At 43.1% G+C, this 11,665-nt stretch carries 12 protein-coding genes; 9 read left to right on the forward strand and 3 right to left on the reverse strand.

Annotated features, from left to right (window positions below; genetic code table 11):
* Positions 1–6 precede the first annotated feature (6 nt).
* The 9 genes from FTV13_RS07665 to FTV13_RS15750 all read left to right on the forward strand — a co-directional run bounded on the left by FTV13_RS07665 (position 7) and on the right by FTV13_RS15750 (position 7,254).
* Positions 7–711: a Crp/Fnr family transcriptional regulator gene (locus FTV13_RS07665; protein WP_180011599.1), complete on the forward strand. Its 705-nt coding sequence runs from the start codon at positions 7–9 to the stop codon at positions 709–711.
* Positions 712–821: 110 nt separating this feature from the next.
* A complete protein-coding gene (locus tag FTV13_RS07670; RefSeq protein WP_159124130.1) occupies positions 822–1,037 on the forward strand; it encodes a molybdopterin-binding protein in 216 nt (71 codons plus the stop codon).
* A 13-nt stretch (positions 1,038–1,050) separates the two neighbouring features.
* The gene (locus FTV13_RS07675) at positions 1,051–2,538 is read left to right on the forward strand and encodes a hypothetical protein (protein WP_180011601.1); all 1,488 of its coding nucleotides are present in this window, start codon (positions 1,051–1,053) and stop codon (positions 2,536–2,538) included.
* A gap of 24 nt (positions 2,539–2,562) precedes the next feature.
* Positions 2,563–3,630: an ABC transporter substrate-binding protein gene (locus FTV13_RS07680; protein WP_180011603.1), complete on the forward strand. Its 1,068-nt coding sequence runs from the start codon at positions 2,563–2,565 to the stop codon at positions 3,628–3,630.
* Positions 3,631–3,657: 27 nt separating this feature from the next.
* Positions 3,658–4,512, forward strand: a complete 855-nt coding sequence (locus FTV13_RS07685; protein ID WP_180011642.1) for an ABC transporter permease — start codon at positions 3,658–3,660, stop codon at positions 4,510–4,512.
* 10 nt (positions 4,513–4,522) lie between these two features.
* Positions 4,523–5,284, forward strand: coding sequence for an ABC transporter permease (locus FTV13_RS07690; protein WP_159124133.1), 762 nt, complete (start codon positions 4,523–4,525; stop codon positions 5,282–5,284).
* Between the two features lie 18 nt (positions 5,285–5,302).
* Positions 5,303–6,115, forward strand: coding sequence for an ABC transporter ATP-binding protein (locus FTV13_RS07695; RefSeq protein WP_166138948.1), 813 nt, complete (start codon positions 5,303–5,305; stop codon positions 6,113–6,115).
* Positions 6,116–6,452: 337 nt separating this feature from the next.
* Positions 6,453–7,088 carry an ABC transporter ATP-binding protein gene (locus FTV13_RS07700; RefSeq protein WP_257218501.1) on the forward strand — a complete coding sequence of 212 codons (636 nt, stop codon included), beginning with the start codon at positions 6,453–6,455 and terminating at the stop codon, positions 7,086–7,088.
* Positions 7,078–7,254, forward strand: coding sequence for a hypothetical protein (locus FTV13_RS15750; RefSeq protein ID WP_257218502.1), 177 nt, complete (start codon positions 7,078–7,080; stop codon positions 7,252–7,254). Before FTV13_RS07700 ends, FTV13_RS15750 begins: the two co-directional genes overlap by 11 nt.
* A gap of 148 nt (positions 7,255–7,402) precedes the next feature.
* Here FTV13_RS15750 and FTV13_RS07705 read toward each other — a convergent pair whose 3' ends face one another.
* The 3 genes from FTV13_RS07705 to FTV13_RS07715 all read right to left on the reverse strand — a co-directional run bounded on the left by FTV13_RS07705 (position 7,403) and on the right by FTV13_RS07715 (position 11,555).
* Positions 7,403–8,770 carry an LLM class flavin-dependent oxidoreductase gene (locus tag FTV13_RS07705; protein ID WP_180011605.1) on the reverse strand — a complete coding sequence of 456 codons (1,368 nt, stop codon included), beginning with the start codon at positions 8,768–8,770 and terminating at the stop codon, positions 7,403–7,405.
* A 162-nt stretch (positions 8,771–8,932) separates the two neighbouring features.
* Positions 8,933–10,297 (reverse strand): MATE family efflux transporter, encoded by a 1,365-nt coding sequence (locus FTV13_RS07710; RefSeq protein ID WP_180011608.1) that lies wholly within the window; start codon positions 10,295–10,297, stop codon positions 8,933–8,935.
* A 103-nt stretch (positions 10,298–10,400) separates the two neighbouring features.
* Complete coding sequence (locus tag FTV13_RS07715) at positions 10,401–11,555, reverse strand: methionine aminotransferase (RefSeq protein ID WP_180011610.1); 1,155 nt, start codon at positions 11,553–11,555, stop codon at positions 10,401–10,403.
* Positions 11,556–11,665 lie beyond the last annotated feature (110 nt).

The raw sequence follows: 11,665 nt of genomic DNA on the forward strand, positions 1-11,665 counted from the left end.
CATTTTATGAAAATTCATACTGCAAAAAATAATGTGGATTATGACATATTAAAAAATATATTTAAAAATATCTCTGAGGATAAGCTGGATTATATTTTAAAATATTCAACGATTCGAAAATATCAAAAAGGCGATTTGATATTAAATAAAGAAAATTGCCATACTGCTTTATATATATTGCTTGATGGGATTATCCAGATTGGATATTTAAGCCCATCAGGTCGTTTTCATGCCTTTAATTATTTCTCGGAAAAGCATCTGATTAACCTGCTTCCTTGCCTCAATACACAAGTGATTGATTATGATTATTATGCTTTTAATCAGGTCAAGGTCCTGCAAATTCCACAGCATATATTTATAGAAGAAATAAATGATAACAATCACTTAAAGCAGGATGCTTTAAATATTCTCAGCCGTCGGATGCAATATCTGATCCAGCAGGTTAAATTCCTGCAAGTCGCTAATTTACATCAAAAAGTATGCAAGGTTTTGCATGACCTTTCGATTCAGTACGGTCGATCTCATCCTCTGGGAACTGAAATTAAACTCAAGATCTCCCAGCATGATTTAGCAGATTTACTCTCTGCTTCACGCCAAACCATTAATAAAGAAATAAAGAATCTGGCCAGTCAAAATATTCTAGATTGGCAATATGAAAATATCGTGATTAAAAACAAAGAATATTTAAATTATCAGATTAACTGGATTTAAAATAATATTTTTGGATTTTATAAAATAATATATCAAAATCTATTTATACTATTTTTCTGCATATTAAAAATCATGCATATTAATTCCAACCAAAACAACAGGAATTAATAATGACAATTCAATCTATTAATGTGCGTAACCAGTTAAAAGGTACTATTCAGGAAATTGTAAAAGGTGATGTGGTTTCTGAAGTCGATGTGGTGACTGCTTCAGGTATTTTCACTTCGGTAATTACGACACGTTCTGTAGAAGAGCTGGATTTGCAGATAGGAAGTCAGGTGATTGTACTGATCAAATCGACTGATGTTTCACTGGCAAAACTGTAGGTGTGTCGATTGTATGAAGCAATATTTTAAACAAGGGGCAACGGTACTGACTCTGCTAAGCGCGAGTATTGGCTTAACGCATGCAGATGCGGAGGTAGGTCAGTTACAACAACAGGTCAGTCAACTCGAGCAGTCATTAAAACAATTAAAAACCCAGTTAGCGCAGATTCAGAATCAGAACGAAGCCGTTACAGAAGCCACTACTGCTGATGAGGCTGAACTATCTGCTGATGCAGAAACTGAATCTGATGATGACCAAAGCTTTGTGACACGTGCCGAGTTGCAAGGTCTGCAAAGCGATCTGGAAAACTATAAATATCAGGTACAACGTGACCGCGATACCAAAACGGCATTATCAACACGTCAACTGCTGATTAATGGAGTCGTGCAGGCCAAAGCTTCTTATATCGATGAAGCACAGCGCACTCCACCTACGGGTACCAATACCGGGATGGCAGTTCAAGACCGCCACTCTTCGTTTGATTTAGGTGCAGTCCAAATTGGTTTTATTGGCAATCTGTATAAAGACTATGAAGAAGGCAAAAACCTGGATTTCAATCTGCGTTTTGGTACTTCTCCACAGACAGGAACCAATAACAGTTATCTGAACTTATTGGATGCGCAACTGACTTATCACGTATTGCCAACCTTAAGTGCCGACACGGGGCGCTTGAGCGTTACTTTAGGTCAGCAACTGTTACCATTTGGCCAGGAAGTTCAGGCCACTGAAGACCTAAAACCTACCATTAACAATGCCTTGTTCAGTTTGCCGGGCCTAGGTTATGGACTGGCACTGCGTGAAGTCGGTCTGATTGTGCGTGGGGATGCCTTACCAACCGTGGACTATGGATATAACTATCGCTCGCCAATGATCAGCTATGCCTTTGGCTTGGTGAATGGTAATGGAGCCAATAAATCGGATGACAATGATGACAAAAACTTTATTGGACGTTTGCGTTATACCTTGCCTGCTGAATATAACTCATGGCTGCGTGAACTGAGTTTTGGTCTGTCCTGGTATCAAGGCAAGAGCAATCTATTTGAAATTGATGGAACTAGTGCGGCCTTTGCTGGTAAAGGCGATGTGCTGCGTAAAGGCTTCGATATTTACTATAACCATCATCCATTCGGTGTGACCTATGAATATGTGCAAGGTGAAGATGACACCTACATTTCACAAACCGCACAGACCTATAAGCGTGAAAGTGAGTCGCATACAGGCACCTTGTTCTGGAACTTCGGTGAGCAGTTTGTCAAAGGCTTCCGTAATCAGGGCCGTTATGACGACTGGTGGCCAAAGTCTTACCAGGCCTTCTATCGCTACGACACCATTGATCGTGACAAAAATTTAGCCGATCAAACGGTTGATATTCACAGTCTGGGCCTGAATGCATTCTTTGCGGAAACCACCAAGTTTCAGATCAACCTGAACCATGTCAACAACGACATTACAAACAAGAGCTATAACGAACTGGTCGCACAATTCCAGTACGGATTCTAATTTTATATTTTGAGGAATTTTCACATGTTTAAATGGTCAAAAGTATTCTTTGCCGGCCTTCTCTCTACAACAACACTGCTGCCAGCGATTCAGACCTCTGCCGCAGAGGCGAAACCCAGCGTGATCCGTTTTGCTTCGCCGATGGTCGGTACAGGTAATCGCCCTGTAGGTTATGGTAATTACTATGCGACTGCACAGACCTTGGGTTTATTTGAAAAAGAATTCCAGAAAGATGGCATCAAAGTACAATGGAATAACTTTAAAGGAGCGGGTCCTGCGATTAATGAATCTTATGCGAATGGTCTGGTCGATATTACCTGGATTGGTGATTTGCCTGGACTGATTGGCAAAGCCAGTCGTCTGGACACTAAACTGGTCGCCATGGCTGGCTCACAGGATAATACTTATCTGGTGGTAGCATCGGGTTCTCCGGCTAAATCGATTGCTGATTTAAAAGGGAAACGAATAGGCTTCTTTAAAGGAACCAATCTGCATTTATCGATTATTAATGTGGTCAAAAAATACGGATTCAGTGAGAAAGACTTCCGTTTTGTCAACATGGATGGCCCAGTGGCGTATTCCGCTTTAGCCAGTGGTGATATTGATGCAATCTGGAGCAGTAGCTATATTTTTCCTGTAGTCGATCGCGGTATTGCCAAGATTATTTATAGTACCAAAAATGAACCTGATCTCTATAAAACCTCAGGCTATGTACTGGTGAATTCCAAGTTTGAGCAAAAATATCCTGAAGTGGTTCAGCGTGTAGTGAATGTGCTGGTCAAACAAGCGGCTTGGGAAAGCAAGCCCGCTAATAAAGATGCCCTGTTTAAACTCTGGGCAAAATCTGGAATATCGTATAGCAACATCAATAAAGCCCATATTGGGGTAGATCTGAAACGTCATAGTGCCCCGATTTTTGATGCCTATAACGTGTCACTCATTAAGCAGAAGCTTAAAGCGGGTCAAGATTTGAAACTGATTCGCGGTAATGTCGATGTGGATAAATGGATTGAGTCTAAGTATCTGAATAATGCGCTGAAAAGCCATAATTTACAGAGCTTCTGGAAACCTCTTAAGGCCAATGGACAATAACCACTATGCCATTGAGGAGGAAGAGTGATGTTACAGGAAATCGAGCTTGAAACAGCCAAGATACCGACACAGGACAGTGCTGCATCCAGATTGAACCGAAAAAGTATTCTGAATTTTTTTAAACAGAATCAGGTGTTCATATGGGGAATCGGAGCAATTTTCCCCATCGCGTTGCTCTATCTGTGGCATGTGTCGGTAGAACGGAACTGGGTGAATCCTTTATTGCTTCCTGCACCTGAACTGGTCTGGGTGGCCCTGAAAGATCTGTATCAAACTGGCGAACTGTGGAGCAATTTGAGTGTCAGTCTGAGCCGAATTGGCTATGGGTTCAGTGCCGGCATTGTACTGGCACTGGTCTTAGGTCTGACCATGGGATTATCGCGTCGAGCAGAAGCCTATATCTGGCCCACATTCAAAGCCATTAATCTGGTACCTGTGATTGGCTGGATTCCACTGTTAATTTTACTGGTCGGGATTGATGAAGCCCTCAAGATTATTCTGATTGCTAAAGCCGCGCTGGTACCGATGACCATCAATGTATTTAAAGGCGTGCGCAATATTTCACAGCAATTGACCGAAGTCGCGGAAGTTTATCAGTTGAGCACCTGGTCCAGATTTAAAAATGTGGTTCTGCCGGGTGCTTTTATCAGTTTTATCGGTGGTCTGCGTTTATCTCTGGCAAGTTCATGGGGCGCTCTGGTTGCAGTAGAACTGCTAGCTTCGAGTGAAGGGATCGGCTATGTGATGGTCTATGGCCGTCAGATTTTCCAGCTCGATGTGGTGATGGCAACTGTAGTGGTGATTGGACTGGTGGGATTTGGCTTTGACGTCATTATCCGCCTCATACAAAAACAGTTCCGTGGTTGGGATCAGGCTAGATAGGGAAAATGTCATGAAAAAAATAGATTATCGCGGCTGGGTCATTCCTTCGGTTCTGTGGGTTGCCTGGTTGATCGTGACCGCAAAACAATGGGTTGATCCTGCTTTGCTGGCACCGCCAGCTGCTGTATGGCAAGCCTTTGTAGAAAGCTGGCAGGCAGGCGAGGTGACAGAAAACATTATCGCCAGCCTACTTCGCAACACGGCAGGGTTTATTGCCGGTGGAGTGATGGGTGCAGTGCTGGGTTTGGCCCTGGGTCTAAATGTCTGGCTGGATCGAATCTTTTCTCCAACACTGAATGCCATTAAACACGTGGCTGTATTTGCCTGGATTCCACTGATGATCATGTGGTTTGGACACGGTGAAGTTTCAAAAGTGATTTTTATTGCCTTAGTGGTGTTCTATCCGGTGTTCTTTAATACCTATGACGGGGTCAAGAATGTGCCGGTCAAAATTAAAGAAGTGGCGCAGATCTTCCAGCTCAGTCCGGTACGTACTTTTTTTAAAGTGATTTTACCCGCAGCAGCCCCAAGTATTTTTGCCGGTTTGAATATTGCGCTGGTATTTTCATGGGTGGCGACTGTGGGCGCGGAGTATTTTTTTGTGTCCTCGGTTGGCGTGGTCAATCCAATCATGGACGGACAGAACCTGTTCCAGATGGAAGTGGTGCTATATGGCATGGCCATTATTGCGATTGTCGGGCTGTTATTTTCCAAGGCAGCACAATTCTTTGAAAACTATAACTTACGCTGGCGTCAGGCGGCCAATAAATAAAAGATGTGAGATAACAACATGAATCAACAGGTGAATATTAAGGGTCATGTCGAGATCCAGAAACTCGACAAGTTCTTCCCTAAAGATGGGGAAGAGTTGCAGGTATTAGATCAGATTAATTTGAATATCCAGCCAGGCGAGTTCATTAGTATTGTCGGTAATAGTGGCTGTGGTAAATCAACCTTATTGCGGCTTTTGGTGGGCCTTGATGCCGAGTTTCAAGGCAGTATTTTGATTGATGGCAAACCGATTCAGGGCACCAGTCTGGATCGCGGTATTGTGTTTCAGGATCACCGTTTGTTCCCTTGGCTGAGTGTCGAGCAGAATGTGGCTTTAGCGCTGGAAAAATCAGGCCTGAGCAAAGCCGAAAAGCAGGAACTCATTGATTATCATCTGGAACTGGTGCAATTGAGCCAGTTTAAAACTGCCTATCCAAGTCAGCTGTCTGGGGGGATGAGCCAGCGTGTGGCAATTGCGCGTAGTCTGGTGAATCGTCCACAAATTTTATTACTGGATGAACCTTTTGGTGCCTTGGATGCCTTGACTCGGGCCAACTTGCAACAGGAATTACAGCGGATCTGGCAGTCGGAAAAGATCACCTCTATTCTGGTCACCCATGATGTAGAAGAGGCGGTATTGTTAGGTGATCGCGTAGTGGTAATGCAACCCCATCCGGGACGAATCAAACGTATTGTGAAAGTGGATCTGGAACGTCCGCGTAAACGTGAAGACTACCGTCTGGCGGCCATTAAAAATGACATCTTGCTTGACTTCCAGGATCAGGTCGAGCTTGTGCCGCATGAATTAGAACAATATAAATTGGCCTGGTAAGCAGAGCCATTTGAATACCCGCATTCGCGGGTTTTTTATTGCCCTAAGCATTGTTGCGATTTGGTTGTTCGGAATATTTTAAATAACGTTTTCTAGAAGAAAAGAAATTTTAAGTTATTGAAATATATAATTTTATATCTAACTATTAAAATCTATACATGCTTTTGATAACCAAATAAAAAATCAAGATAACTCCTTACCCTAAACTCTTTTATAGTCAAAAGAGTCCTATTTTCAGCAGATCTAAAAGAGACAGAAATTTATCCAAGTTCATAAACAGGATAGATCCAGTCTAGAACAATCATTAAATATGTATTGCAGCAAAAGGTGAGGAAAAATGACGGAGCACTCTCAATGTAGAATCACGATTCAAAATTTATATAAAAGTTATAGCACCGCACCAGATCAGCAGACCCAAGTCCTCGAAGATATTAATCTGGATATTCATGCAGGTGATTTTGTCAGTGTGATAGGGCATGCTGGCTGCGGTAAATCCACATTGTTACGCTTACTGAAGGGCTTAGAGCAGCATCAACAGGGACAGATTCTGATTCAGGGAAAACAGCCAGCTGAACATCTTCCAAATCTCAGTATTGTCTATCAGGATCATCGACTGTTTAACTGGCTCAGTGTGACGGAAAATATCCGCATGGCTTTACATCAAATCCCTTTAAGTAAAGAAGAGGAAAACCGAAGAATTCAGGAACAGCTGGAATTGCTGCAACTGACGCCGTTTAAGGATGCTTATCCATCGCACTTGTCTGCTGGCATGAATCTGAAAGTGGCCATTGCCAAAAGCCTGGTTACTCAACCGGATATTTTATTATTAGATGATCCTTTTGCTGGACTGGACGCGCTAATGCGTCATCATCTGCATGAAGAATTACAGCGAATCTGGAAAACCAAAAAAATTACCGTGATTTTAGCAACCCAAGATATTGCTGAGCAATTCAGTAGTCGTGATGCAGGCTAATCCTGGGCGAATCGAACAGGTTTTAAAAGTACCCTTATCTTATCCACGTAAGCGCCAGAATACGCGACTACAGCAGTTGAAAAAAGAAATTCTAAAAGCATTAAATTTTTCAATCGTGAAGGATCAACAGCCGCTACTCACAGGCTCTGGTCAGTTTTGCTGGTAGGCTAGGGGCTTCATTCGTTTCAAGTTATACAGAGATCAACAGCAATAAACCTCGCCCATAGTTGTCATTTCCACTAGCACCAATTACCCCAGTGCTTAACTTAAAGAAATAAAAAATGCCCTATCGGGCATTTTTTATAATGGATGGTTTAAGAGGCAACCGCAGTATTTTGTTGCGTAATCACATACTGATTTTCTGGCCGTTTCAGCCCCAGATTTTCACGTAAAGTTGTACCTTCATATTCAGTCCGGAATAGACCACGACGTTGTAGTTCTGGCACGATGAAATCTACAAAGTCATCCAGACCGGCAGGTGTCGTCGGTGGTAATACATTAAAGCCATCCGCAGCTTCATTTTCAAACCACTCCTGTAATTGATCAACCACCTGTTCAGGCGTACCAATCAAAGTCCAGTGACCACGGGCAGACGCAATATATTCATATAGCTGACGAATGCTGAAGTGATGCTTAGCTGCAATCTCAAACATTATTTGTTGACGGCTAGACTTGATCTCAATGTCTTCTAGAGGAAATGGAGCATCCAGATCATAGTTTGAAAGATCAATATCACCTGCCAGACCAGACAGTAAGCCCAAACCGACATCTGGATGAATCAGACGATTCAGCAATTCATATTTTTCTTTGGCTTCCTGTTCGGTTTTAGCCACAAATACAGAAACTCCTGGCATTACTTTTAGATCATCCGGATGACGGCCATATTTAGCCAGACGTTCTTTGACATCACGGTAGAAGGCTTGAGCATCAGACAGGCTTTGCTGGGCAGTAAAAATCACTTCGGCATATTTGGCGGCCAGTTCACGACCATCTTCAGACTGACCTGCCTGGACAATCACTGGATAGCCTTGTGGTGGACGAGGGACATTGAGTGCACCCTGGACATTAAAATATTTGCCGCTATGCAGTGGTTCGTGCTGTTTAGATGCATCAAAGAAATGACCGCTTTCTTTGTCATAGAGGAATGCATCATTTTCCCATGAATCCCAGAGCTTCTGTACAACTTCAATAAATTCATCCGCGCGCTCATAACGGACTTTGGCATCCGGATGTGCACTAAAACCAAAGTTCCGCGCGGTTTCAGCAGATATGGTGGTGACAACATTCCAGGCGGCACGACCCTTACTGATATGGTCTAAAGAGGCATATTTTCGTGCCAACAGATACGGTTCTTCATAGGTGGTAGAAGCAGTGGCAATAAAACCAATATTTTGGGTGACGGCTGAAATCGCTGCGAATAAGGTGACTGGTTCAAAGCCCACGACTTTATCGCTATAACCGACATTCTTATTATGTTTGGAAGCGCCATGACTCCAGTTGACTGCCAGACCATCTGCAAGGAAATAGGCATCAAACAGGCCGCGTTCAGCAGTTTTTGCCAATTCAATCGCATAATCAATGCTTAAATGATCCTGAGGACGAGACTCAGGATGACGCCAACCTGCCGCATGTTGCGAAGTCGTCGGGATAAAAGCACCCAGTTTAATTTGTCGTTTAGCCATGAGAAGACCTTGTGTTTTTATACAATACACTGCTTATAACAAGGATCTTCATGCCTGAAAAATATAATAAAAATAAATCCATATAAAAAATATGGATTAAGCAGGAAATACGCTCTTTAGAGGTGGTTTACTAAGGTTTATCCAGTAGTTCAGGCCGGAAGATTAAACCAGTGCCTCGATGGTCTTTTTCTTCCAGATAAACTGGTAATACAAGCCTTGCATAATACAAAGACAGACAAAGGCAAGGGCATAGCCATACCAGATCCCTTGTAAACCCCACCAGCGGCTGAACATATAGGCAGCTGGTACTTCAATGCCAATAATGGCAATGATATTGATCAACATAGGGATTGTTACTGTGCCACTGGCCCGCATGATCGAAGCGAAAATTGCACTAGCACCAAAGAACAAAATCGACCATAGGACAATGAAGAGAAGTTGCTGACCCAATACCACGACCTGTGGATCAGTGATAAATAGTGCCATGAGATATTTAGAAAACAGATAAGCCAGAATTACCAGACTACCTGTGAACAAGATATTCATACTTAAGGCAGTTCGGGTCACTTTATTGAGCAAATCATTTTTACCAGCACCAATGGCCTGTGCCCCAAAGACAGAAGCTGCAATGGCAATAGAAAGAGCAGGGAACTGAATATAATTCAGTACCTGATTCACGGCACCATAGGCCGCCGTCGCTTCTGCACCATAACGGTTGACCAGACCCACAATGACCAGACCAGCGACTGAAGTCGTCACCATTTGAACCCCGGTTGGAATACCTAAGCGCAGGATAATCTTGCTGAGCTGGGGCTGATGACGGATATCTTTGATCAACGCCCAGTCTGGTCTTAGAGGATGACGCTTATAATTTAAATAGAGAATGAGAAATAACAGAACAGCCAAGTTGCCCAGAATGGTTGCAATTGCTGGAGAGATGACCCCCATCTTAGGAAAACCGAAATAACCGGCGATTAGGACTGGTGTTACTACCAAGCCCACACCAATCGTTAGGGCAGAGGCAAATAGTGGTGTAGTACTGTCTCCGACCCCACGTAAAATTGAAGTATAAATAATATAAATAAAAATCAGAGGACTACCGGCCAGCATCCATTGCACATAAGGCAAAGACAGGTGCATCACATCCGGATCTGTACCCAAGAGTTGCAGGATATTTTCAGCAAAAAATACACCCAATAGGGCAATCAGGCTGCCACCAATCAGTGTCATAAACAGGGTAGAGCCAACTACACAGCGCACTTTTTCCAGGTTTCTGGCACCCCAAGCTTGTCCTACCAGAACCGTAGAACCTGCAGAGAGACCAATCACAAAAGCCATCAGACAGAACAGAATCGGGAAAAATACTGCCACAGCGGCAATTGCTTGCACGCCGAGCATTTGCCCGACAAAAAAAGTATTAATCGTACCGGACAGGCTTTGCAGGATGTTGGTAACGACCAGCGGTAACAGGAAAATAAAAAATGTTTTCCATAAATTCTGCTGGTGAACCAATGCTTGCTGTGCCATATGACATCCTGTTCTTGATTTTTCATATATTTATCAGGACTAAATTATCCTTGATCCGCATCAAGAACGCCTTAGCTTTTCAGTAACCAATAAGTCTATTTTTTTAAACTTTGGAAAGAATCTGTGCCGCTTCTATTAAGGTTTCATCTTTTTTGGCGAAGCAGAAGCGTAATAAGTGTAAATCTTTAGGCGGCTCCTGATAAAACGCTGATACCGGAATCGCTACAATGCCATGCTGTTCAGCCAGATAGTGACACATCGACAGTGCATCCAGATCAGGACGAATTTCACTGTAATCCAGATTCTGGAAATAGGTACCTTGAGACGGCGTCCAGTGAAAACGGGAATCTGTAAGTGCATGATTAAACAGGTCCCGTTTGGTCTGATAAAAACCGGACAGCTCATGGATATGTTCAGAATGTAGCTGCATATATTCAGTCAAAGCCACCTGAATTGGCGTTACACCACAGAAGCTGACAAACTGGTAAATCTGTCTGAACATCTGCATTAAGGCTGGCGGTGCAACACAGAAACCAGTTTTCCAGCCGGTCACATGAAAGGTTTTACCAAAAGAACCAATCACAAAACTGCGTTCACGGAGTTCCGGAAATGATGCTGCAGAATGATGACGAACTTCATCAAATACCAGATGTTCATAAACTTCATCAGACAGAACTACAATATTGCGATCACGAATCAGTTCAATCAGCTGTTGCCAGTCTTGCTCTGTCCATACCGTTCCGGTGGGATTATGCGGTGTATTCACTACAATCATGCGGGTACGGTCATTGATTGCATCTTTGACCTGATTCCAGTCCACAGAAAAACCAGGATATTCCAGAGCGATATGTACCGGTTTGGCACCGACCAGCTTCACGCTTGGCGCATAGCTGTCATAACTGGGATCAAAAATAATGACTTCTTCACCCGCCCGTACCGTTGCCTGAATTGCACAGAAGATTGCAATCGTTGCGCCAGGAGTAATGGTGATTTCATCTACCGGGTCTAGAATGAGCTGGTCACGATGCTGATAAAGGTCAGCGACCAGCCCACGTAATACTGGTAAACCATCACCCGGTGCATATTGATTAAAACCATTTTCAGCCGCCCGACTGAGGGCTTCAATCAATTGCGGTGGAGCAGGAAAATCTGGAAAACCTTGTGACAGGTTAATTGCTCCGAGTTTTTGTGCCAAGGCCGACATAGTACTAAAAATAGTAACGCCCAGATTGGGAAGTTTAGAATGTAACTCAAGCATGTCCTTGGCCTCTGGCTTATCCTGTAATCGAGGATGATGTAGGAGATATAAAGTATTCGGCTTTCAGTGTAGCAGTAAGTGAATCAGCAAATAATCAGAAAAATCGAAAA

Origin of the sequence: Acinetobacter sp. YH12235 (assembly GCF_013417705.1) — a bacterium.
In the GTDB taxonomy this organism is placed as follows: domain Bacteria; phylum Pseudomonadota; class Gammaproteobacteria; order Pseudomonadales; family Moraxellaceae; genus Acinetobacter.

Coding starts and splice junctions, on each gene's coding strand:
- FTV13_RS07665 (WP_180011599.1), top strand. CDS start 7: ATGAAAATTCATACTGCAAAAAATAATGTGGATTATGACATATTAAAA.
- FTV13_RS07670 (WP_159124130.1), top strand. CDS start 822: ATGACAATTCAATCTATTAATGTGCGTAACCAGTTAAAAGGTACTATT.
- FTV13_RS07675 (WP_180011601.1), top strand. CDS start 1,051: ATGAAGCAATATTTTAAACAAGGGGCAACGGTACTGACTCTGCTAAGC.
- FTV13_RS07680 (WP_180011603.1), top strand. CDS start 2,563: ATGTTTAAATGGTCAAAAGTATTCTTTGCCGGCCTTCTCTCTACAACA.
- FTV13_RS07685 (WP_180011642.1), top strand. CDS start 3,658: ATGTTACAGGAAATCGAGCTTGAAACAGCCAAGATACCGACACAGGAC.
- FTV13_RS07690 (WP_159124133.1), top strand. CDS start 4,523: ATGAAAAAAATAGATTATCGCGGCTGGGTCATTCCTTCGGTTCTGTGG.
- FTV13_RS07695 (WP_166138948.1), top strand. CDS start 5,303: ATGAATCAACAGGTGAATATTAAGGGTCATGTCGAGATCCAGAAACTC.
- FTV13_RS07700 (WP_257218501.1), top strand. CDS start 6,453: ATGACGGAGCACTCTCAATGTAGAATCACGATTCAAAATTTATATAAA.
- FTV13_RS15750 (WP_257218502.1), top strand. CDS start 7,078: ATGCAGGCTAATCCTGGGCGAATCGAACAGGTTTTAAAAGTACCCTTA.
- FTV13_RS07705 (WP_180011605.1), bottom strand. CDS start 8,770: ATGGCTAAACGACAAATTAAACTGGGTGCTTTTATCCCGACGACTTCG.
- FTV13_RS07710 (WP_180011608.1), bottom strand. CDS start 10,297: ATGGCACAGCAAGCATTGGTTCACCAGCAGAATTTATGGAAAACATTT.
- FTV13_RS07715 (WP_180011610.1), bottom strand. CDS start 11,555: ATGCTTGAGTTACATTCTAAACTTCCCAATCTGGGCGTTACTATTTTT.